The organism is Okeania sp. SIO2C2 (assembly GCF_010692625.1).
Taxonomy (GTDB): Bacteria; Cyanobacteriota; Cyanobacteriia; order Cyanobacteriales; family Microcoleaceae; genus Okeania; species Okeania hirsuta.
The window spans coordinates 22,487-45,103 of record NZ_JAAHGM010000029.1 but is presented as its reverse complement, the minus strand read 5'-3'; the positions used below and the strand labels follow the sequence as shown (position 1 = coordinate 45,103).

Below are 22,617 nucleotides of genomic sequence, written 5' to 3'. Positions count from 1 at the left end.
AGAGAATCAAAGGTAACACAGCCGAGAACATAGAATCTGCCATTGCCTGCTGCCAAGCTGCTTTGAGAGTATTCACCGAATCTAACTACCCCCAAGATTGGGCAAAGACTCAAAACAACCTAGGATCAGCCTACCGTCAGAGAATCAAAGGTAACACAGCCGAGAACATAGAATCCGCCATTGCCTACTACCAAGCTGCTTTGAGAGTATTCACCGAATCTAACTACCTCCAAGATTGGGCAATGATTCAAGGCAACCTAGGATCAGCCTACAGTGACAGAATCAAAGGTAAGAAAGCCGACAACATAGAATCTGCCATTGCCTACTACCAAGCTGCTTTGAGAGTGAGAACCTTCTCTGATTACCCCGAAGATTGGGCAAAGACTCAAGACTGCCTAGGTATAGCCTACTACTATAGTAGAATCAAAGGTAAGAAAGCCGACAACATAGAAACTGCCATTGCCTACCACCAAGCTGCTTTGAGAGTGAGAACTGAATCTGACTACCCCGAAGATTGGGCAGAGACTCAAAACAACCTAGCTGGTGCCTACTATACTAGAATCAAAGGTAACACAGCCGAGAACATAGAATCCGCCATTGCTTACTACCAAGCTGCTTTGAGAGTATTCACCGAATCTAACTACCCCCAAGATTGGGCAATGATTCAAGGCAACCTAGGATCGGCCTACTCTTACTCTAGTAGAATCAAAGGTAACGCAGCCGACGATATAGAATCCGCCATTGCCTACTACCAAGCTGCTTTGAGAGTATATACCCTCTGTGCCTATCCCCAAGATTGGGCAATGACTCAACGCAACCTAGGTATAGCCTACTATACTAGAATCAAAGGTAACAAAGCTGACAACATAGAATCCGCCATTGCCTACTACCAAGCTGCTTTGAGAGTATATACCCTCTCTGACTACCCCCGAGATTGGGCAAGTACTCAAGACTGCCTAGGTATAGCCTACTCTAGTAGAATCAAAGGTAACACAGCCGAGAACATAGAATCTGCCATTGCCTACTACCAAGCTGCTTTGAGAGTGAGAACTGAATCTGACTACCCCCGAGATTGGGCAGAGACTCAAGACTACCTAGGATCAGCCTACTCTAGTAGAATCAAAGGTAACGCAGCCGATAACATAGAATCCGCCATTGCCTACTATCAAGCTGCTTTGAGAGTGAGAACTGAATCTAACTACCCCCGAGATTGGGCTATGACTCAAAACAGTCTAGGATCAGCCTACTTTAGGAGAATCAAAGGTAAGGCAGCCGAGAACATAGAATCTGCCATTGCCTACTATCAAGCTGCTTTGAAAGTGAGAACTGAATCTAACTACCCCCGAGATTGGGCTATGACTCAAAACTGCCTAGGAACAGCCTACAGAAATAGAATCAAAGGTAACAAAGCCGACAACAAAGAATCTGCTATTAACTACTGCCAATTTGCTTTAAGAGTATATACCGAATCTAACTACCCCCAAAATTGGGCAGAGACTAAAAACTACTTAGGAACAGCCTACAAAAACAGAATTAAAGGTAAGGCAGCCGATAACATAGAATCCGCCATTGCCTACTATCAAGCTGCTTTGAGAGTGAGAACTGAATCTAACTACCCCCGAGATTGGGCTATGACTCAATACAACCTAGGATTAGCCTACAAAAAGAGAATCAAAGGTAACGCAGCCGACAACATAGAATCTGCCATTGCCTGCTTCCAAGCTGCTTTGAGAGTCAGGAAACCAGATACCTTACCAGCAAACTGCTTAAAAACCGCCCGTAACTTAGCCAACTTAGCCTTAAAACAAAAAAACTATCAACTCGCCATCGATAACTATGAAATAGCTATTGCCGCCATCGAGCAAAGTCGAGATTGGATACCCGACGAAATAGCCAGGCAAGAAATCTTGCGTAACAATATACATGTCTATGAAAACATGATTCAAGTTTGCGTTAATGCCCAACAATATGACAAAGCATTAGAAACTGTAGAAAGATTCCGCTGTCGTCGCTTGCTGGATTTAATTCTCACGAAAGATTTATACAAAAATGGCGAAGTGCCAGAATATATCCGCAAGTTAGAATCAGAAATGGAAGAGAAACAAGGGGAAATTGACAATTTACGTCGGCAGTTAGAAACGCCAGAAAATAATAAGGAAAAAGTTGGAGCGAGTCGTTATGTTACCCGCGATGAGTGGGATGATATTACGGAGGATATCGGAAAGTTAATAGCTGAAAAACGGGAAATTTGGCAAAAGATGCGTCGGTTAGACCAGGTTTTAGCGGACGGTATTCAAGCGCCGAGTGTTAGTGTGGAGAAAATGAAGGAGTTGTTGGAAATTAGGCAACAGGGAACAGGGAACAGGGAACAGAGAGAAGATGTTGCTCTCCTGAGTTTCTACACTACTAAAAATGACACTTATATTTTTATCCTCACTCAAGCAGGTGTTAAATTACATCGTTGTCAAGAGCAAGGTTTAAATAATTTGCAACAGTGGTTAGGGGAAGATTGGTTAGAACCCTACGCCGAAATAAATAATTTAGCAGAACGTCAAGCAGCGGCAAATTTAGCCAAGTGCGATATTAATGCCATTGAATCAATTAACCCCAAACCATCTAATGTAGTAGTTAAACTCAAGGATGGCAGGGAAGAGAAAATTAGTCTTTCCGACTTTAACGCATCCCGGAAACAACAGAAACACCATTTATACAAACAATGGCAAGACAAAATGGAGGGAATGTTAAAAGAATTAGCAGACAGACTGCAAATCAACCAACTGATAGAAAAACTCACGGATATCAAAGAAATTATTCTGGTGCCGTTTATGTTTCTGCATCAAATTCCCTTACCAGCGTTACCCCTAGAAAACGGACAATATTTAGGGGATAAATTTCGGGTGAGAATAGCACCAAGCACCCAAGTATTAACATTTTGTCGGCAACAAGCGCCATATTCAGAGAAAAACCTACCACGTTACGGTATCGTCGAAAATACCAGAGATGATTTAAAATACACCCCCACAGAATGCAAATTAGTATCACAAATTTATGGAGTCGCCCCCGAACACCATCTCAAAGGCAGCAAACAGGCAACCAAAACTAAGTATAAACAGTTGTTGACGAGAGAGAAAGTATTAGGTTTACTCTCCAGTCACCACGCCAAATCTAATTTAACCGAACCTTTGGAGTCGAAGTTATTGCTAGGAGACACGGACTTAACATTAGGGGAGTTGCTGAATGCCAGCATTCGTTTCCCCCAGTTAGGGGATTTATTTCTTTCCTGTTGTGAAACAGCATTAGGAAACTCAGAATTAACGGACGATATTTTTACCCTCAGCGCCGCCTTTTTATCAGCAGGTGCGTCGAATGTTATTAGTAGTTTGTGGGCAGTCAATGATTTAGCAACGACAATTTTATCATATTTTTACCACCGCAACCGCGCCGAAGGTATTCCGAGTGCGGATGCGTTATGGCAAGCACAGATGGAGTTGAAGGAGTTAACTTTGGCAAAAGCGGAGGAAAGTTTGGAGAATGCAGAGGAAGTATTAGAAGAGTTTGAAGAAGGGAGCAGAGAGTATGAGGAACAGGAGAAAATAGCTGATAACTGTCAGGAAGTTTTGGATTTAGTCAGCGAAGCTAAAAAATCAATAGGGGGCGAAAAACCCTTTAATCATCCTTATTATTGGGCAGGTTTTGTTTGTCAAGGAGAAGGGTGAGTTCAGTTATCAGTTATCAGTTGTCAGGAGTCAGAATTCTGAATTCAGGAGGAAACAGGAGTTATGCTGAAGGAAAGAAGATAAGATGGTAAGCTAAAAAGTAGCGATCGTGCTATTATGGGGAGTGTAGGGAGATCGAGAAAGATTTGGCTAAGTATTTAACCGAACATGATATAATACGAACAGGACTTACCCAGTGACACATATAAGACTTAAGCAGTACAACGTATTTTCGTCATTGCGACCTACAGGGTTTACGGAGCATTTCGTCCCGGAAAACAATCTCAAATCCTAATTTTTCGTACCTTATGCGTAAGTCCTGATATAGATATAGGGTTCTGGTGCGTTACGCTACCGCTAACGCACCCTACTGGACTACTGTTTTTTTCAATGGTATAATACAACAGACGAAAAACATGACAGCAATTATTCAAGCAAATAAACTAAATATGATTGATGTTGAGCATAAATTTAGTCTCAACCAAACAGATGATATTCAATTCTTTAGAGAATGGTTTGATGGTTTACCAGAGATAACCGATATAGAAAAACAAGTGTTAGACCGAGCAAAAGCAAATTATTTGAATGCTATTAAACATCGGGAAATTTCAGAAAATTTAGTAAAAATGACAGTAATTGCTCCCCTACTTGCTTGGGCAAATTTTTATCAGCTTCCTTTTGATATTGTAGATGAAAATTCTATTGATGTTTCTGTGGAAACACAGGATGAAATAATCAAAGGTCGGATTGATATAATAGTTTTTAAACATCATCTATGGTTATTAGTAATTGAGTCAAAAAATGCTGGATTATCTATAATTAATGGTATCCCTCAAGCCCTTACTTATATGATGGCTAATCCTCATCCAGAACAACCAATTTTTGGATTAGTAACTAACGGAGATGATTTTCAATTTATCAAATTAGTCAAACAAAATTCACCTCAATATGCTTTATCTAAAAAATTCACAATTTCTAATCCCCAAAATAATGAACTTTATAATGTACTCAGTATCTTAAAAAAATTAGGTCAAGTTATCAATTAAACATTTACAATAATAAAAAATCAAATCAATAATTACCGAATAATTAATTATTAATAATTAAATAATTCGCGCCTTGAAGCCTCCCCTTTTAAGGAAAAAAAAAGAAAATATTCGTTATATTCAATCAAGAACGGTTTTAACCAGAGGTAATTATCAATTATCCATTATCCATTAATGAAAGCATATTTTGGGCAAATGAGATACAGGGTAAATGATGAAAATATTGTAGTGAGGCAATCTAGCCATCTTCGGGGTGTACCTCACGGGCAACGGGAAGCGCTGTATAAATTATTTCCCCCTACACAGAACAATCTTGGGACAATTCTTACTCCTATCTCCTCGCTCATTCCCATTTCTCCTGTCTCCTGTCTCCTGTCTCCTGTCTCCTACCCCTACTAAAAGACTTTCCATACACAAACCCTAATTATTATGTTAAAACGTCCTATATATCTCGACTGCAACGCGACTACTCCTCTTGATGAACGAGTATTAAAAACAATGTTGCCCTATTTCACCGAACATTTTGGCAACCCTGCCAGTATCACTCATCAATATGGTTGGGAAGCAGAGGCAGCAGTTAAAAAAGCTAGAGAAATTTTAGCTTCAGCTATTAACGCCACCCCCGAAGAAATTGTCTTTACCAGTGGAGCGACAGAAGCAAATAATTTAGCAATAAAAGGAGTCGCTGAAGCTTACTTCAATCAAGGTAAACATATTATTACTATTGCCACAGAACATAACGCCGTCCTCGACCCCTGTACATATTTACAAAACTTGGGATTTGAAGTTACTTATTTACCTGTAAATACAGATGGAATTATTGATTTAACTTCCCTAAAAACTGCCTTACGTCCTGATACAATATTAGTCTCTATTATGGCAGCAAATAATGAAATTGGTGTCTTACAACCCTTGGCAAAAATAGGAGAAATATGTAAAGAAAATTCAGTAATTTTCCATACTGACGCTGCACAAGCTATTGGGAAAATTCCTCTAGATGTGCAGACAATGAATATTGATTTACTATCATTAACTGCCCACAAAATTTACGGTCCAAAAGGTGTTGGCGCTCTCTATGTGCGTCGTCGTCATCCCAGAGTAAAATTAGCACCTCAAATACATGGGGGCGGTCACGAAAGAGGAATGCGCTCTGGCACTTTGTATACTCCCCAAATAGTCGGTTTTGGTAAAGCTGTAGAAGTGGCAGTAACAGAAATGGAGTCAGAGGCAAAACGGTTAACTACTTTGCGACAACGGTTGTGGGAAAAGCTGCAAACAGTGGAAAATATTTTTCTCAACGGACATCCGACTCAGCGTTTGCCAGGAAATTTGAATATTAGTGTTGAGGGTGTAGATGGGCAAGCATTGTTATTGGGGTTACAACCTGTGGTGGCGGTCTCTTCCGGTTCCGCTTGTACTTCTGCAAAAATAGCACCTTCCCATGTTTTGGCCGCTTTGGGACGCTCAGAAAAATTAGCTTATGCTTCCGTGCGTTTTGGTATCGGGCGGTTTAATACTGCTGAAGAAATAGACTTGGTGGCCGAACACGCGATCGCCACTATTACATCTTTACGGCAAGCAAGTAGAAGTCAGGGCTAGACACGGATTTGGCCACGGATGCACGGATGGATGCAAAGAGTCCGATAGATAGAAAAAATCGCTCAAATTAAGACACAGTAGTAATTCCAGACGTTTTGCACTAGAAATTGCTAAAATCCTTACATGATAAGGGTTGAGCAGTTTTTTATAGTTATAAAGCGACAAGTCTATTAAGTGCCTGGTGTCAAAAAATTATAACTATTGTCCAACAGATGAATCAAACTTCAATCTCTAGAAACAGAGCGCTCCCTCTCTTAGACTTTTGTAGAAGGAAGGCAGAAGGTTTTCTCCCATTATCACCTTAATTTTATACACAAACGATGCTACCGGACATAATATAACTGATAACTAATAACTGATAACTGAAATGACAATAACAAAGCCAATATTACCAATTGAAGCATATACATCACAAGATTGGTTCGACCGAGAACAAGAAACTATCTTTAGTCAGACCTGGCAATTTGCTGGATTTGTTGAAGACCTGAACCAATCAGGAGATTATCTGACTGTGCAAGCAGGAGTTAATAATATTTTGGTGCTGTTGGATGATAACAAACAGATGCGTGCTTTCCACAATATCTGTCGTCACCGTGGTACGCAACTACTTCGGACTTCTGGGAAACGTAAGAAAGCGATCGCTTGTCCTTACCACGACTGGACTTATAATCTTGATGGCAACCTGGTCGCTGTACCAGAATGCAAAACCCAATTTCCGGGTCTAGATTTCCAAACCCTATCCCTCTATAAAGCTTCAGTAGGGATTTGGCGAGGTATGATTTTTGTTCACCCCGACACTCATGCTAGCTCTTTAGTTAATTGGTTTAGTCCTATTGAACCATACTTAGGCCCTCATCAGCCAGAAAAACTGGTAGAATATGTAGAAGGTAGAACTCGTCACCAGATTAACGCTAACTGGAAAATTATTGTCGAAAATTATATTGACGGTTATCATTTACCTCACCTCCATTCTCAAACCCTGTTTATGTATAACCATCGGCGACAGCAGACTGGGTTTGTGGGCGAGCATTTTCATTTTTATGAACCACTAACAAAGGATTATCTGGAAGGACTAGAGAATAACTCTCCACTACCCCTGATTAATCACGTGCCAAAAGATAAAATTGGTGCTTATGTACCGATGCTATTTCCCAATCTGGAATTAAGTGAAACTGAATCAAGCTGGTCTACGTTTCACGTAATTCCAGTTGCTCCCGATCGCTCAATTGTGGAAATTAGGTCGAAGGTGATGCGTGTATCCAACTGGAAGTATATGCAGCAGGAATGGAATTCTTGGAATTATTTTGCGCAGGGAAAATGGGATAAGTATGTTACGGGTAATGAGGAAGACCCCCTCGCATCTGGGGATTTTATAGCTGAGGATATTTATGTGTGCGAACAACAACAACGGTCACTAAAGTCTCCCTATTTTTCTATTGGTGCGATCGCGAAAGATTTAGAACAATCAGTCTATCAATATCAAATCAATTTGCTAAATTATATGAAATCTTCTGAAAAGAAGTCAGGAGTCAGGAGTCAGGAGTCAGGAGGAGATAGAATCACAAAGATTTAGTAGTTATGAAGATTGGAGATTTTTTTATGTCTAATTCCCCCTGGTTTGATACGATCGCGACTTACGCAAATTCACCTTGAAAACGTCATATGTAGGGGCGAATGGCATTGGTTAACGCCAAGCTCCGAATGGCGTCCTCTGGATTTAGCGTCCGTGCGTAAGTCCTGATTATATCATGTCCGGATAATAGATCGAAAAACTTTATCCCTTCTAAGCTTTTCTTCCCTTCTACCTCCTGCCTTTTGCCTCCTGCCTTTTGCCTTCTGCCTTCTGCTTTCTGCCTCCTGCCTTCCTTCCTCCAAAGTGTAAGTATTCAAGCGGACATGATATTACCAAACCACTTGCAACCTTTCTGCTGCCACTCTCTGATAAACCATATCTGTTTGTTTCGCTATCCTACCCCAACAGAATTTATATTCTAATTCCTGATAAGCATTACTAACCAATTTTTGCATATAATCAGAGTCTCTCAACGCCTCTACAATGCCTTGTGCTAAAGAAATAGAATTACCAACTTTCGTGACAATACCTGTTCTACCATGTTCCACCACTTCTGGTAAACCACCCGTATCCGAAACCACCACAGGCACTCGCGAGGCAAAACTTTCTAGGGCAACAATACCAAAAGGTTCGTACAGACTGGGAAATACTGCACAGTCAGCGATCGCTTGAAACTTATCTAAATTTTCTTCAGACATAAACCCGGTAAAATTAAATCTTTCAGAAACTCCCAAATGCCATATTTCTTTTTTCCAAAGGTCTGTTTTTCCGCCGCCGATCATAATAAATTTTACCCTGTCTCCCATTTCTGCAATTACTCTCGGTGCTGCATGAATTAACACAGAAAGACCTTTTTCTGGGGTCATCCTACCTAAATAGTAGACAATTTTTTCTCGATCTTCTGCAAAATGCCTGCGGAAATTTACTGCATCAAACTCATCTCTACTTGGTTTTTTTTCAGCACAAATACCATTATAAATTATATCTATTTTATCACAAGGACTGTCTAAAGTTCTTGCTACTTCTAGCTTCATATATTTAGAGCAAACAATAATTCGCCAAGCATTATAAACTAGCTCTTTTTCCTTTTCATTTATGTACTGTTGGCTATGATTATGAATACCATTGTGACGACCATTTTCTGTGGCATGAATTGTAGCTATTAATGGTAGTTTAAAGATATGTTTAAGAGCGATCGCTGCATCGGTGACTAACCAATCATGGGCATGAATTATATCAAAATTTTTCTCTTCTTTTATTAGTTTCCCTCCATGACGACCCATAGCTTCATTCATATTTGCTATCCAATGAAAGAAGTTTTGACTTGGTCCGACTGGCACTCTATGTACTTCTATCCCTTCTACAATTTCATACATTGGCGCTTCGCCAGACTTGACTGTGATTAAATGCACTTCATGTCCTAATTTCACCATTTCTGGATATAATTCTGCAACATGACGTGCTATGCCTCCAATAATTCTTGGTGGAAACTCCCAGCTTAATACAAGAATTTTCATTACTGCATAACTCCCATTTTTTACAATTCTTAATTTTTAGTAATTTTACTTCAAAGATGATTTTTAATATTTAACATTTTCTCAATAAATTACACGGATGCTTTAATTCAACTATTCTTGGCGATGTGAGTTAATTCTGGTTAATTACTATACCAAAAAATATACTTAATATAATAATGATGTTTATGCAAGTGAGATTTTTATCCCTAGACTATTTTATAAATTTTGTCAAGGCTATTAAATGACTGAAAGACGAACTTGATACTGGGATAGAATTAATATATACACGATCATTTCACTTAATACTAATAACTATTATTCCATTATCTTTTTAAGATATCATTAATTTCCCCTAACTCAAAATCTCAAGCAATCAATAAAAATAAGTATAATTATACAAGCATGAGGAATTATTAAAAAATATTAAGTAACTGCGATCGCTCTATTTAGCCTGTAAGTAATTCTCTGCATTTATCCCCTGAACTCTCAAAATATCAAAATCATAGAAGCCAGAGTTAAATTATAAATTATTGCCATTGCTGCGATGAATAGATCGAAATTTGATATTGTTCTTCCTTTTCGTCTCAAGTCTATATTAATTTCTGATGTTTTTTCGATAATTGATAAATTGTTTAACAATAAAATTGTAATTTCTTAACAAAACTCATTAAACACGGAAGCTTGAATCATCATATCCTCCTATAATTTTTTAATTCTGGTTTACAACTGCTGAAACCATACTAATATTTAGTATATCACTTACCTTAATATCTCCCTTCTACTGCAGCATTAAAAATTTATTTTTCTTCTGAGGTAAAATCATCAAGTATTGTCGATAATAACTCTGTTGACATAACTCTCTCAACCCTTTTTTTTAGTTGTTCATCATTGAGAGATAGGAAAATTTGAGGTGACACTCTATCTAATAATTTCGAGAAAGTCTGAATAAATTCATCTCGATCTAATTCCTGATCAAGACTATCATTTTCCATTGTTTGGTCAATCATTTATGATATTCTTTTAATAACTGTATTATTTTCTACGGAAGCTTGAGTCATCATCTCCTACTATAATTTTTTAATTCTGGTTTATAACTACTGAAACTATATTAGTATCTAATAGACAACTTACCTCAATATTCCCTTCTAATGCAACATTAAACATTTCTATTTGCTCTGGAGTAATTATCAAATATTGTCGATAATAGTTCTATTGACATTACACCTCTCACTTTCTTTCTCAGTCGTTCATCATCTAGAGGTATTACCATCTGATGTGACACTTTAATCTAATAATTTCGAGAAAGTCTGAATGAGTTTATTTTGATCTAATTCTTGGTAAATATTTTTGCTTTCCATTACTTTGTCAATTGTTTCTGAAATTATTTTAATGGCGGTATTTTTTTCACAGAAGCTTTAGTCATAATATTTATTCTTCTGATAATTCAGATCAATTAAAAGGGTTGTTGATTACTAGAAAAACTTTTTAATTATAGACTATTTCAAATGGGTAAATTTATCCAGCCGCAGCGCTTTGCGAAGAATGAGCGAATCCACCTCTATGAGCAGGATTTCATGACACTGGATTTCAAAGAAGCCACCTTTGATTACGCGATATCATACATCAGTCTGCATCATCTAAATGATGCCAATAAAAAACAATTGTTCCACAATGTACATCGGTTGTTAAAGTCTGATGGGTTATTCTCTTACTCCGATATCTTTCGTGGGATTAATAATCAGATCCATGAACGCTATAATGAGCAATGGAAAAGAGCAGCTTATGAGCTAGGGGCAACGGATGAGGAATGGAATCATTTTTGGGATCACGATCGACGCTATGACCAGCATATCCCTATTATGACAGTGGTAGATTGGCTGAGAGAAATTGGCTTTGTGGACATTGATATTACCTGGCGTCGTTCCCTATGGGCAAATGTTATTGCTCGAAAAGCTTGATTTCTGATGAAGCGTCTGGTTTCAACAATTAATAATTAATTATTAATTATTAATTATTAATTATTAATTATTAATTATTACCTCTCCTTGAAAAGAAGAGGATTGACGCGGAGCGTGAAAATTTTTTCTTTTTTCTCCTTAAAAGGAGAGGCTTTAAACATTACATTATTCGGTAAAAGTCAGGGTAGCCTTGTAGATGTAGTGATATTTATAAGTCAACCCCTTTTACTATCAGCTTTGTACTATATTTGAAGTGTGGAATGTGGGCTAAAAATAAACAGATTTTTAAATAAAAAAAATCATAATCCATCCTGAAACTTACTAACTGTAATTTTCTGAAATAACTTTACACAAAACTAATCTATATTGCGGATGAGTTGCCACTACTTCTACTACCTCTAGTTCAAACTTTTTTCTGGCGTTCCATAAATGCGGGATGATTTTAATAGTTTTGTGGAAGTGGAAGTAGAATGGGCATCTTGCCCGTTTATACTTGCCCGTTCCTGATATTTTCACCGCAGGCAGGGACAGGCAGGATGGGGACAGGCATTCTGCCTGCCTCCACTTACCACTTATATTCATCCTGCTCCTCAGCAATGCCTTTTTTCTTGAGTCACTTGCACCTGCCCAAGAAGAATGAAGTTATTAAAAAAAAAAAGATAAACAAAATTATTGCTTTTGTCAACAAGAGAGTTTGTAGCAAAAAGTATGATTTGTAGCAAAAAGTATGAGTGGTTAGGGTAGGATTCAACTGAGATGGCCTAAACCTGAACCAAGAAGTCCCAAAGCGGTATGTTAGCTAACCGCAAGCTAGCTAAGTCTATAGCCGACCAAGGCTTTTATGAGTTTAGACGACAGCTAGAATATAAGTGTCAATGGTATGATTATGAGCTAGTAATAGTAGATAGATTTTTTCCATCATCAAAGACTTGCAGTAGGTGCGGTCATATTCAGGATATGCCATTAAACTTGAGAACTTATGAATGCCCTGAATGTGGCATATCCATAGACCGTGATTTGAATGCTAGCTTGAATTTGAGAGATGCGGTCGGCTTGACCGTCAATGCCTTTGGATGAGTAACCGCCGACGGCCTCACAAGAAGCAGGAAGTAAACATTAAAATGTCACTAATTATGACGTTTTATATCGGTTTTATGAAGCATAACCTCTTTAATTATAATTGATAATCAAGTCAATAAAAACCAAATCGACTTATGCTTTAGTTTTAACTATTAGGCTCCAATAGCATTTTTTACTATTAGTTTAAGTTCTAATGAAATTGGTAAACCATTAATTTCTTTAGAGAGATTTGATAAAGGTTCACCATCGGATTTTCTCTGTAGATAAACTCCTTTCAATAAAGCTTCTAACCCATACTTTGTCAGTGCATCTGATGCAAGTCCAATTATTCCCAAAAATACAACACCACCAATCATTCCACCCGGTCCTAACATTGCTAATGCTGCTGTAATTGCTGCAGCACCACTAAAACCTGTCGTTGCTATTGCAATTAAAAGTATAACACCAGGCAATCCTACACCTGCTATCTTTCTTACAGCTTCATCCATAACTATTTTTTCTTGTTATTAAGTAAATATTTTTTCTTAGTGTAATTATAACTGTCTAAATATTTCCTCAGCAATAGTAAAATCACGGAAAACTAACTTATTTTTTATTAATAAAAACAAGAATAAATCCTGAAACATACTGAAGGAAATTGCTATAAAAATTAAAAAGGTTCTCTAGAAATAGAGAACCTCTTTAATTATAGTTAATAATTTGAGATAGTTAATAGGCAGATATAACACTACGCACTCAAGTTAAGACAACTATAAACTTCAAAGTTATTACCTGTAAAGTTATAACTCTAGCTGACTGCTGAGTGCTGAATGCTGAATGCTTATCCACCATCAAAACTAACCCAATACTTCCCTAGCTTTAGCAACAATGTTATCAACAGTGAAACCATACTTCTCCAACACAACACCACCAGGAGCAGAAGCACCAAAAGTATCAACACTCAAAGTCGCACCTTCATCAGTCACATAACGATGCCAACCAAAACTAACACCAGCTTCCACTGCCAAACGCTTCTTAACAGCAGCAGGGAACACAGACTCCTTATAAGCTGCATCCTGCTCTTCAAATAACTCCCAACATGGCATCGAAACCACCCGCACCTTCTTACCTTCAGCACGGAGTTTTTCACCAGCATCAACACATTGGTAAGTTTCGCCACCAGTACCAATTAAGATAATGTCAGGAGTACCATCGCTGTCAGTGAGAATGTAAGCACCCTTAGCAACCGCATCAATAGAACTACCCGCTAAATTAGGCAAACCTTGACGAGATAATGCTAACAAAGTAGGTTGAGGATGGCTTGCTTTAGCCTTTTCCACTGCAACCTTATACGCACCAGAAGTTTCATTACCATCCGCAGGACGCATCACAAGTAATTGTGGAATCAAACGTAAAGATGCAATATGTTCAACTGGTTGGTGAGTTGGTCCGTCTTCACCTAAAGCAATGGAGTCGTGAGTCATTACCCAAATAACACCAGCTTCAGCTAAAGCAGATAAACGGATAGAATTCCGCATATAATCTGTGAACACCAAGAATGTCGCACCATAAGGAATTAAACCAGAACCGTGTAGAGCAATACCGTTACAAATAGCTCCCATACCATGTTCCCGCACACCAAAACGCATATTCCGGTTTTGGTATTGACCTTTTTGGAAATCTCCTAAACCTTTAAGTAGAGTTTTGTTGGAAGGAGCTAAGTCAGCAGAACCACCAATTAATTCGGGTAAAACTCCAGCTATAGCATTTAGTGTTGCACCAGACTGGTTACGAGTAGCATCTTTCTTGCTTTCAGGAGTATATTTAGGTAGTGCATCCGCCCAACCTTCAGGTAATTTACCACTTACCATTCTTTCTAAAGTAGCTGCATCTTCAGGATACTTGGATTTATAGTCAGAGAATAACTTATCCCATTCTTCCTGATATTTTGCTCCGCGGTCAACTGCTTTGCGGAAATGACTCAGAGCATCCGCAGGAACTTCAAATTCTGGATATTCCCAACCAAGATTTTTACGAGTAGCTGCTACTTCATCAGGTCCGAGTGCTGCACCGTGAACATCGTGAGTGTCAGCTTTGTTAGGAGAACCATAACCAATCAGAGTAGTAACTTTGATCAAAGAAGGTTTGTCAGTAACCGCTTTTGCTTTTTCAATAGCGTCACCGATCGCGTCTAGATCGGTATTACCATCAGCAACGTGCTGAACGTGCCAACCATAAGCTTCAAAACGCTTACTTACATCTTCAGTAAAGGAAATGTCTGTATGACCATCAATAGAAATGTGGTTATCATCATAGAAGGCAATTAACTTACCTAACCCCCAATGTCCAGCTAGGGAAGCAGCTTCACCAGAAATTCCTTCCATGTTACAACCATCACCCATAATCACATAAGTGTAATGGTCAATTAGGTTACAGTCTGGCTTATTGAATGTAGCAGCTAAATGAGCTTCAGCAGCAGCTAATCCTACAGCATTAGCAATACCTTGTCCTAGTGGACCTGTAGTAACTTCGATACCTTCAGTAATATGATTTTCTGGGTGGCCAGGAGTTTTAGAATCCCACTGACGGAATTGCTTAATTTCCTCCATAGGTACGCTGTCAAAACCTGTGAGGTGCATGAGAGCGTAAAGTAACATACAGCCGTGGCCAGCAGAGAGAACGAAGCGATCGCGATTTAACCATTTAGGATTTTTAGGGTTAAAGCGCATGAACTTATCCCAGAGGACAAAGGCCATTGGTGCAGCACCCATGGGTAGTCCAGGATGGCCAGAATTAGCTTTTTGAACTGCATCAATTGCTAAAAAGCGGATTGAGTTAATACAAAGTTCTTCGAGTGATTGAGTTGCAACAACCATAGTTATCGTTTCTATATACTTAATTGAATGTGTGAATGCCGGAGCGAATAAACCAGATATTTGTATACTGTGATACTACAGTCATACTACTCTGGAATTGTTCTCAGGCCATATACATTACAGATCATCTCATTGTAGGGATCTCTAGGCAAGGGAAGTTATCAAGTCAAAAATTTTAAGGCCCTTATGAAGTTAAACTTATGGTGTGGACTTTAGTTATTATTATGAGGTTCAGGGTATGAAACTGTCTATAAGGTTTTATCTCCCAGCCGCATTCCTAAAAGTATTAATATCTAATGTTTGGAGATACCTAGATGAATCAAGATAACACTACTATAGAAGAACGCCGCTTTGATGATATCCAAACTTGGATGTCAACAGGAAAAGGTACAGATTTACCCGAAGTCTTACAGGGTATCTACTTTATGGATGGAAACGATCTACCAGAGGATTGTCTGACTCTGAATGCTTCTGCTTCATGGAATCCTGAGACTCTAACCTTGTCAGTGAGGACTCACGATCCCTTTCAATGGACATTTCATCCTTCAGTTGCTGGACGAAGACTTCTTCAGCAGAATAAGTCCCAAAAATTGCTCATCAAGATACTTTTTCAGGATAATACTTTGAGACGGGCAGATGTGATTCCCCAATTTTATGGAATACAATTTCCTCGCTGGATTCTTGGCTTTGAGATGATCCAAACGGAAGATAGTGTCGATGGTATGACCTGGTATCGCAGAAATAATATCTTTTTTGGTTTGATTCCTGCAGGGAGCTATATTCTCAGGAAGATTGTGGATAAAAATGGCCAAAAAACTCCTGCTTTTCACGATATGCTTGCTAAAGTTCAGGAAACTTGCATTGTTGTGACTAAAAGTAATAAGTAGCTTTTGCTGAAAAAGTCTTTTGGTGAAGTTAAGGAATAAAGTTATTCGATTGACTACTCCCCTAGGCTTCAGCTAGGGGATTCTAAGTTGATACTACGCAACTTCAAAATCAGCAGTTTCTTCAAATAGTCCAACTTATGGGGAGTCACCAATGACTCAATGCTGCAACTCTGGTTAAATTTGATCGGGTGTTAAAAAGTTTTTAGTGTTACTTAAACATTTTATGGTATAAAAAATGCCTGTTAGCTCCGCATTCTGCCGGAAAACCCGCTTGCTGTTAAGAATTAATGCCTTTTTGAGGGAAAAAACCCTGCATATCTATATTTGAGAATATTTTCTGACTCTGTTTTGTCTAAATTCCACCCATTAGAAGATGTTGTTGAAGTTCCCTTATTCTTAAAATCAAGATACAAATTATACTAAAATAGCTTCAATGTTTTCTAACGGAAAGAGCAAAATATGTCTGAAATCCAACTAGCAAATTCTTTATCTAAAAAATAGCGAAAAAAACACTGCCACGACTCTAGTCAAATTGGCAGCTTTTTTATCTCAACGTTGGTTGAAGACCTGCGCTCTCCCGAAGGGGAGCGTCGTATGGGAAAACCAATCAATGTTGTAGTTTCACAGATAATATGCTAAAATGTAAATATTGAATAGGTAAGCAGTCAATGGTTGAAAAAGCTTACAAGTTTAGATTCTATCCTACTCCAGAACAGGAAAACCTGTTGCGTAGGACATTGGGTTGTGTGCGTTTAATCTACAACAAAGCTTTAGCAGCAAGAACTCAAGCTTGGTACGAGAAACAAGAACGAGTAGGGTATAAGCAAACTTCGGTCATGCTTACGAATTGGAAAAAGCAGGAAGATTTAGATTTCCTAACTGAAGTAAGCAGTGTCCCATTACAACAAGGTTTAAGACATCTACAAACAGCTTTTACTAACTTCTTTAGTGGACGCGCCAAATATCCCAACTTTAAGAAAAAGCGTAATGGTGGTAGTGCAGAATTTACAAAGTCCGCATTTAAGTGGAAAGATGGTCAAGTCTCAGATCGCTAAATGTTCTGAACCGTTGCCTATTAGATGGAGTAGGCAACTACCAGAAAACTCTGTGCCAACTACAATCACAGTTAAACTTGACCCCTCTGGTAGATGGTCTGTGTCTTTGAGAGTCAACGACATCAGAGATTTGAGACTTAAACCGATTAAGAAGCAAGTAGGCATTGATTTAGGAATTACCAGTTTAGTTAGTACCAGTGATGGAGAAAAAGTAACTAACCCTAAGAATCTGAATAAGTTGCACAAAAAACTAAGATTAGTTCAAAAGTCTCTAAAGAGAAAAACTAAGGGATCTAATAACTACCAAAAGGCTAGGCTGAAAGTAGCCAGGATACACGCAAAAATTAAAGACTCAAGACTTGATTATACCCACAAGCTAACCACTCAACTAATTAGAGAAAATCAAACTGTTGTCGTTGAGGATTTAGCAGTAAAGAATATGGTCAAAAACCATAAATTAGCTAGAGCGATAAGTGATGCCAACTGGGGAGAATTAGTCAGGCAATTAGAATACAAAGCTGAATGGTATGGACGGAAGTTAGTCAAAATTGATAGATACTTTCCCAGTTCTAAACGTTGTTCTAATTGTGGGCACACAGTAGAAAAATTACCATTAAACATTAGAGAGTGGGATTGTCCAGAGTGTGCAGCTCACCATGACAGGGACATCAACGCCAGTATAAACATTTTGCGGATGGGAACCCGCGGGGTGCGAAAGACGCAAGGGAACGCCCACCAAGAAGGCTGCGGGACTCGCAGTGTCAGTCTGTGGAGCGCGCTTTTAGACCTTCTGGGACTAAATCCCGGAAGGCGGGTGCTAAGAAACAGAAAGTCTCTAACAGTGATGCTAGGGAATCCCGCGCTGTCTCGTAGAGCAGCGTCGGGAGGATGTCAATAGCGTTGTACATCATAGAGCGTTACTTCCCAGCTGAATATGAATATAATTACAGCTATCTCAATCCTCTGGCGATGACAAATGTACCAAGAAACAAAATTATAGATAAAATTGTCGGTTTTCCTTTAATACAGCTACCTAAAGGCACATTTCCAACTCTGCAATGGCTGATCAAGGTAGTATTATCTCTGCTCAAAATATTCATAAATAGCTCCCTTTCTAAAAATTCTGGCTTATCAAAAGCAAAATCTTTTGAATGGACTAAATTATTTCCAATTAGTAATGATTTTGGCAACATCCCAGAGGAAAGTTTAAAAGATGTAGTTGAGCAACTAAATTTAAACTTAGAAAAAATTGACAAAGACCCGGAAATTGACGGCCAATGGCAAGAACTTTCTCAACAAAAATCTGCCGAGGAAAACCTTGTGCAAATAATTGATAATGATTTTAAAGAAATTGAAAATAAATTATCTCAAATCCCCCAAGAAAAGATCGATGAGTTAGCATCTACTGGTGAAAAAACTTTATTAGACAATCTTAAGAAAATAGTCAAATACAGTGCCAAACTAGCAGAAATAGCTGATGCTACTAAGTTTTCTACTTCAGATTCAAGTGTAGAATTTTCTCCACAGTCTCCCACCCTTGATGATTACGACCAGCAATTCACAATTATCCGCAAACCGGCGATCGCCTATAACTTCCAACAAGACCTGATATTTGCTTATTTACAAGTTGCTGGACCAAACCCCCTGGTAATTGAGCAATTCCAAGTCAGTGATTCTCGTTTACCAGTTACCCCAGAACAATATTCCCAAATTGCGGCCAAGTTTGGGTTCGCTGATTCACTGGAGGCAGCAATGGCAGACGGTCGGCTTTACGTTGCTGACTATGCGCTTTTGAATAGCTTGGTTAACGGTTCTTTTGTTAGCCGAGAATTAGAACAGCAAAAGTATATTGCTACTCCAGTGGCACTATTTGCCGTTCCACCTGCTGACAGTTGGTCTAGACCTTTATTTCCGGTTGCCATTAGTTATCAACGAACAGCCATTAGCACTGAATGGATTTTGTTTACGCCCCTAGATGGGGAATCTTGGATGACTGCTAAAAACATCGTCCAAATGACTGATTCTAACTATCATGAACTCATCAGCCATTTGGGGCGCACTGATTTAGTTGTGGAGCCTTTTATTGTTCCCACTAATCACCTACCCGAAGATCATTGTGTAAGAAAACTTTTGGTACCTCATTTCGAGGGGACTGTGCTGATCAATTACGGCGCTCATGCAATATTAGTTGCGCCCGGTGGTACGGTAGACTCTCTATTAGCCAGCAGCGTCGGTGGCGATCAAGCTATGGCGGCTAAAGCTGCACAAAGTTATTTGTTTAACTTTAATGAAATTTCATTTCCCCAAACTTTAGCCAATCGGCGTGTAACTGATATTAACAAGTTACCAACCTATCCCTACCGAGATGACGGGTTACTGATTTGGAATGCTATTGAAATTTGGGTACGGGATTATTTCAACATCTGCTACAGAAACGACTCAGCAGTTGAGAGTGATACCGATTTACAAACTTGGGGCTCAACATTAGTTTCTTTGCAAGGGGGACGGCTGCAAAACTTTGGTGATGATGGACAAGGCAAATTTAACACCATAAATTGTTTAGTCAAAACAATCTCGACAGTGATTTTTACGGCGAGCGCTCAACACGCAGCGGTGAACTTTTCTCAACAAGAAATGATGTATACGCCAGCATTTCCTTTGGCTCGCTATCTTCCAGCCCCAATAAATTCCCAAGATCCTGAGAGTTTCATCAAAGGTTTGCCTTCACTCAGTCAAGCTCAAAAACAGATTGATACGCTTTATTTACTTGGCTCTGTCTATTACACCCAGCTAGGTAAATATTCCCCATCAGCATTTCCAAATAATAATCAATTACAAGCGGCTTTGAAGAAATTCCAGGACAATTTACAAGCGGCTGAGACCACAATTAAGGACCGAAATCGCCATGCTGACCGTTTAATGCCTTACGAGTTTTTCCTCCCTTCCCAAATTCCTCAAAGCATCAATATTTAGCAGATAGCAAAGTGGGGAAATGCGATCGCTTTCCATCAGGCTATTGATCTACTAGAGTTGTCCCTAAATAGAGGGAAAAAATCACTCCAACCTAGACAGAGCAACAATTCCAACATCTTTTATCTCATGTTCGGTAGCATCGGTCTTGTATAGTAAATAGGCAACAGGCAACAGCTCATCTGGCAACAGGCAAGAAAAAAACTTAAATTTCCTGTAGATATCCACGCTAACTTTTACACAAACGATACCAACGGACATGATATTAGTCGCCAATAGCTACAATCCTTATATAATAGAGTTGTTGGGAATTAAGCGAAAAAAATGGCTAAAACCCTTATTAGTCAAAGTTTATAGCGTTTTTTAGGCCTAAACTCCTGAAAAGCTTATATAGTAAGCTTTTGAGCATTGTTCAATTCTTATTTCCCAACAACTCTATTTTTCAAATAAGCGTGGGGGATGCCGAACACGCAGATTTTAGCTGTTTGCGTAGCATCCCGCAGGGAAGCGCTGATAGCTGAAGCGCTGATAGCTTGTTAAAAAGCGTTTCCGTTCCGGAATCTCCGCAAACAGATACCATTATCTATGCACTACCTTTTTAGGCTGATAGCTGACAGCTAATAGCTAATAGCTAGTAAAAAAGGGGGCTTGCGCCCCCTAAATAATTTCTAGTCCTAACCTCTAGACATATTTCTTAAATGCTAGAGTTACATTATGCCCTCCAAATCCAAATGAGTTGGATAAGGCTGCTTCTACTTTGTAAGCACGACTTACATGAGGGACATAATCTAGGTCACATTCTGGATCGGGATTATCTAGATTGATAGTCGGTGGAATTTTGTCATGGGCGATCGCCATTACTGTTGCTATAGCTTCAATACCTCCAGACCCACCTAATAAGTGACCAGTCATTGACTTAGTTGAACTAATTGCTACCTTATAAGCATTTTCACCTAGTGCCTTTTTAATAGCTTTTGTCTCTGTTGGGTCATTTGCTCCTGTACTGGTCCCGTGGGCATTTATATAACTAATTTCTTCCGGAGTTAAGCCAGCATCTTTGATCGCTAACTCCATAGCTCTAGTTGCCCCTTCTCCGCCAGGTACGGGGGAAGTCATGTGATAGGCATCACAGGTCATGCCATAGCCAACAATTTCTGCATATATTCTCGCCCCTCGACTGAGGGCATATTCTAACTCTTCTAGAATCAGAATACCTCCACCTTCACCCATGACAAAGCCATCGCGATCGCGGTCAAAAGGACGACTTGCATGAGCTGGGTCATCATTACGAGTAGATAAAGCTTTGGCAGAAGCGAACCCTGCTAATCCTAAAGGAGTAACTGCAGATTCAGTCCCACCACAAATCATTGCTTGAGCAAATCCCCTTTGGATCAGACGAAAAGCATCTCCTATAGCATTAGACCCTGAAGCACAGGCAGTAACAGAACAAGAGTTTGGCCCTTTAGCTCCGGTATGAATTGCAGTTAACCCTGCGGCCATATTACCAATCATCATTGGAATCATAAAGGGGCTACACCTAGAAGGACCACGAGTCAGATATATTTCTTGTTGATCTTCTAATACTTTTAGGCCACCTACCCCAGTACCAATCATCACCCCTACCTGTTCTGCATTCAGGTCATTAATTACGAGCTGGGCATCAGCAACTGCCTGTTTACTAGCTACCACCGCAAATTGTGCAAAACGATCCATGTGTTTTACCTGTTTGCGATCTTTTATATAGTCGTGAGGCTTAAAGTCTTTCACCTCTCCAGCAATACGACATTTGTGTTTTGAGGCATCGAATCTGGTTATTAGGCCTATACCATTTTTACCAGTTAATAACCCGTTCCAATAGTCAGATAGGGTGTTGCCAATAGGTGTTAAAGCACCCATTCCTGTGACAACTACCCGTTTCAACTCAGAATTTGTCATAATTTTCGTTTTCAGAAGTTCCACACCCAGAAGGCAGAAACTTTGGGTTTTTGATCGGGATGTTATGCTTTGGCTGTTGTTTGCTTTTCAATATAGTCCACAGCAGCTTGAACGGTAGAAATTTGTTCTGCTACTTCATCTGGAATCTCGATGTCAAACTCTTCTTCCAATGCCATAACTAACTCTACGGTATCTAGAGAATCAGCTCCTAAATCATTGGCAAAATTAGATTCTGGTTTGATTTCTTCTTTTGGTTTTTCTAGCTGGCTGGACACAATTCCCTGTACTTTATCAAAAATGTCATCTTGGCTCATAAAATTTTCTCCTTTTTAGTTTGGATGTCGCGTATATAATCTTATCTGAAAACTGAGACCCCTCTATTACGGCACACAGGCAAATGAGTTTTCTAAATGCCTTTTTTTATTT

18 protein-coding genes and 1 pseudogene are annotated in these 22,617 nt (G+C 39.1%); 10 read left to right on the top strand and 9 right to left on the bottom strand.

What is annotated here, in order from left to right; translation table 11 throughout:
• Positions 1-62: 62 nt before the first annotated feature.
• Together F6K18_RS21410 and F6K18_RS21405 are read left to right on the top strand one after the other, a co-directional pair.
• A complete protein-coding gene (locus tag F6K18_RS21410) occupies positions 63-3,716 on the top strand; it encodes a CHAT domain-containing protein (protein WP_287523823.1) in 3,654 nt (1,217 codons plus the stop codon).
• 416 nt (positions 3,717-4,132) lie between these two features.
• Positions 4,133-4,762 carry a type I restriction endonuclease gene (locus tag F6K18_RS21405; protein ID WP_287523821.1) on the top strand — a complete coding sequence of 210 codons (630 nt, stop codon included), beginning with the start codon at positions 4,133-4,135 and terminating at the stop codon, positions 4,760-4,762.
• Positions 4,763-5,050: 288 nt separating this feature from the next.
• Here F6K18_RS21405 and F6K18_RS21400 read toward each other — a convergent pair whose 3' ends face one another.
• Entirely contained in the window at positions 5,051-5,173 is a 123-nt protein-coding gene (locus tag F6K18_RS21400; RefSeq protein ID WP_275670478.1) for a hypothetical protein, read from the bottom strand.
• An 18-nt stretch (positions 5,174-5,191) separates the two neighbouring features.
• On the opposite strand from F6K18_RS21400, the gene F6K18_RS21395 reads away from it, so the two are divergent.
• Together F6K18_RS21395 and F6K18_RS21390 are read left to right on the top strand one after the other, a co-directional pair.
• Positions 5,192-6,361, top strand: a complete 1,170-nt coding sequence (locus F6K18_RS21395) for an IscS subfamily cysteine desulfurase (RefSeq protein WP_287523818.1) — start codon at positions 5,192-5,194, stop codon at positions 6,359-6,361.
• A 367-nt stretch (positions 6,362-6,728) separates the two neighbouring features.
• Positions 6,729-7,934 (top strand): aromatic ring-hydroxylating dioxygenase subunit alpha, encoded by a 1,206-nt coding sequence (locus tag F6K18_RS21390; RefSeq protein ID WP_287523815.1) that lies wholly within the window; start codon positions 6,729-6,731, stop codon positions 7,932-7,934.
• A gap of 329 nt (positions 7,935-8,263) precedes the next feature.
• On the opposite strand, the gene F6K18_RS21385 is transcribed toward F6K18_RS21390, so the two are convergent.
• From F6K18_RS21385 to F6K18_RS21375, 3 genes are all read right to left on the bottom strand, one after another.
• On the bottom strand, positions 8,264-9,451 hold the full coding sequence (locus F6K18_RS21385; protein WP_287523812.1) for a glycosyltransferase family 4 protein: 1,188 nt from the start codon (positions 9,449-9,451) through the stop codon (positions 8,264-8,266).
• Between the two features lie 486 nt (positions 9,452-9,937).
• Complete coding sequence (locus F6K18_RS21380; RefSeq protein ID WP_287276482.1) at positions 9,938-10,090, bottom strand: hypothetical protein; 153 nt, start codon at positions 10,088-10,090, stop codon at positions 9,938-9,940.
• 158 nt (positions 10,091-10,248) lie between these two features.
• The gene (locus tag F6K18_RS21375; RefSeq protein WP_287523810.1) at positions 10,249-10,458 is read right to left on the bottom strand and encodes a hypothetical protein; all 210 of its coding nucleotides are present in this window, start codon (positions 10,456-10,458) and stop codon (positions 10,249-10,251) included.
• A 498-nt stretch (positions 10,459-10,956) separates the two neighbouring features.
• On the opposite strand from F6K18_RS21375, the gene F6K18_RS21370 reads away from it, so the two are divergent.
• Positions 10,957-11,409: a class I SAM-dependent methyltransferase gene (locus F6K18_RS21370; RefSeq protein ID WP_287523807.1), complete on the top strand. Its 453-nt coding sequence runs from the start codon at positions 10,957-10,959 to the stop codon at positions 11,407-11,409.
• A gap of 786 nt (positions 11,410-12,195) precedes the next feature.
• Positions 12,196-12,486: pseudogene (locus F6K18_RS21365) on the top strand (RNA-guided endonuclease InsQ/TnpB family protein); the annotation flags it as partial.
• 155 nt (positions 12,487-12,641) lie between these two features.
• Here F6K18_RS21365 and F6K18_RS21360 read toward each other — a convergent pair.
• Positions 12,642-12,977 carry a hypothetical protein gene (locus tag F6K18_RS21360; protein ID WP_287523805.1) on the bottom strand — a complete coding sequence of 112 codons (336 nt, stop codon included), beginning with the start codon at positions 12,975-12,977 and terminating at the stop codon, positions 12,642-12,644.
• Positions 12,978-13,325: 348 nt separating this feature from the next.
• Positions 13,326-15,344, bottom strand: coding sequence for a transketolase (tkt, locus tag F6K18_RS21355; RefSeq protein ID WP_287523803.1), 2,019 nt, complete (start codon positions 15,342-15,344; stop codon positions 13,326-13,328).
• 314 nt (positions 15,345-15,658) lie between these two features.
• On the opposite strand from tkt, the gene F6K18_RS21350 reads away from it, so the two are divergent.
• The 4 genes from F6K18_RS21350 to F6K18_RS21340 all read left to right on the top strand — a co-directional run bounded on the left by F6K18_RS21350 (position 15,659) and on the right by F6K18_RS21340 (position 20,259).
• A complete protein-coding gene (locus F6K18_RS21350; RefSeq protein WP_124147856.1) occupies positions 15,659-16,231 on the top strand; it encodes a hypothetical protein in 573 nt (190 codons plus the stop codon).
• 668 nt (positions 16,232-16,899) lie between these two features.
• Positions 16,900-17,286, top strand: coding sequence for an RNA-guided endonuclease InsQ/TnpB family protein (locus F6K18_RS37340; protein WP_375341335.1), 387 nt, complete (start codon positions 16,900-16,902; stop codon positions 17,284-17,286).
• Complete coding sequence (locus F6K18_RS21345; RefSeq protein ID WP_375341334.1) at positions 17,264-18,184, top strand: RNA-guided endonuclease InsQ/TnpB family protein; 921 nt, start codon at positions 17,264-17,266, stop codon at positions 18,182-18,184. The genes F6K18_RS37340 and F6K18_RS21345 overlap by 23 nt, the downstream gene beginning before the upstream one ends.
• Positions 18,175-20,259, top strand: a complete 2,085-nt coding sequence (locus tag F6K18_RS21340) for a lipoxygenase family protein (RefSeq protein ID WP_287523800.1) — start codon at positions 18,175-18,177, stop codon at positions 20,257-20,259. The genes F6K18_RS21345 and F6K18_RS21340 overlap by 10 nt, the downstream gene beginning before the upstream one ends.
• An 81-nt stretch (positions 20,260-20,340) precedes the next feature.
• Here F6K18_RS21340 and F6K18_RS21335 read toward each other — a convergent pair whose 3' ends face one another.
• The 3 genes from F6K18_RS21335 to acpP all read right to left on the bottom strand — a co-directional run bounded on the left by F6K18_RS21335 (position 20,341) and on the right by acpP (position 22,505).
• Complete coding sequence (locus F6K18_RS21335) at positions 20,341-20,517, bottom strand: hypothetical protein (protein WP_287523797.1); 177 nt, start codon at positions 20,515-20,517, stop codon at positions 20,341-20,343.
• 420 nt (positions 20,518-20,937) lie between these two features.
• The gene (gene fabF / locus F6K18_RS21330) at positions 20,938-22,191 is read right to left on the bottom strand and encodes a beta-ketoacyl-ACP synthase II (protein ID WP_287523795.1); all 1,254 of its coding nucleotides are present in this window, start codon (positions 22,189-22,191) and stop codon (positions 20,938-20,940) included.
• Positions 22,192-22,253: 62 nt separating this feature from the next.
• Entirely contained in the window at positions 22,254-22,505 is a 252-nt protein-coding gene (gene acpP / locus F6K18_RS21325) for an acyl carrier protein (RefSeq protein WP_287523794.1), read from the bottom strand.
• Between the last annotated feature and the right edge of the window lie 112 nt (positions 22,506-22,617).

What these genes read in the sequence shown, in the direction of transcription:
- F6K18_RS21405 (WP_287523821.1), top strand. Translation starts at nt 4,133, where the DNA reads ATGACAGCAATTATTCAAGCAAATAAACTAAATATGATTGATGTTGAG.
- F6K18_RS21400 (WP_275670478.1), bottom strand. Translation starts at nt 5,173, where the DNA reads ATGGAAAGTCTTTTAGTAGGGGTAGGAGACAGGAGACAGGAGACAGGA.
- F6K18_RS21395 (WP_287523818.1), top strand. Translation starts at nt 5,192, where the DNA reads ATGTTAAAACGTCCTATATATCTCGACTGCAACGCGACTACTCCTCTT.
- F6K18_RS21390 (WP_287523815.1), top strand. Translation starts at nt 6,729, where the DNA reads ATGACAATAACAAAGCCAATATTACCAATTGAAGCATATACATCACAA.
- F6K18_RS21385 (WP_287523812.1), bottom strand. Translation starts at nt 9,451, where the DNA reads ATGAAAATTCTTGTATTAAGCTGGGAGTTTCCACCAAGAATTATTGGA.
- F6K18_RS21375 (WP_287523810.1), bottom strand. Translation starts at nt 10,458, where the DNA reads ATGATTGACCAAACAATGGAAAATGATAGTCTTGATCAGGAATTAGAT.
- F6K18_RS21370 (WP_287523807.1), top strand. Translation starts at nt 10,957, where the DNA reads ATGGGTAAATTTATCCAGCCGCAGCGCTTTGCGAAGAATGAGCGAATC.
- F6K18_RS21360 (WP_287523805.1), bottom strand. Translation starts at nt 12,977, where the DNA reads ATGGATGAAGCTGTAAGAAAGATAGCAGGTGTAGGATTGCCTGGTGTT.
- tkt (WP_287523803.1), bottom strand. Translation starts at nt 15,344, where the DNA reads ATGGTTGTTGCAACTCAATCACTCGAAGAACTTTGTATTAACTCAATC.
- F6K18_RS21350 (WP_124147856.1), top strand. Translation starts at nt 15,659, where the DNA reads ATGAATCAAGATAACACTACTATAGAAGAACGCCGCTTTGATGATATC.
- F6K18_RS37340 (WP_375341335.1), top strand. Translation starts at nt 16,900, where the DNA reads ATGGTTGAAAAAGCTTACAAGTTTAGATTCTATCCTACTCCAGAACAG.
- F6K18_RS21345 (WP_375341334.1), top strand. Translation starts at nt 17,264, where the DNA reads ATGGTCAAGTCTCAGATCGCTAAATGTTCTGAACCGTTGCCTATTAGA.
- F6K18_RS21340 (WP_287523800.1), top strand. Translation starts at nt 18,175, where the DNA reads ATGTCAATAGCGTTGTACATCATAGAGCGTTACTTCCCAGCTGAATAT.
- F6K18_RS21335 (WP_287523797.1), bottom strand. Translation starts at nt 20,517, where the DNA reads ATGTCCGTTGGTATCGTTTGTGTAAAAGTTAGCGTGGATATCTACAGG.
- fabF (WP_287523795.1), bottom strand. Translation starts at nt 22,191, where the DNA reads ATGACAAATTCTGAGTTGAAACGGGTAGTTGTCACAGGAATGGGTGCT.
- acpP (WP_287523794.1), bottom strand. Translation starts at nt 22,505, where the DNA reads ATGAGCCAAGATGACATTTTTGATAAAGTACAGGGAATTGTGTCCAGC.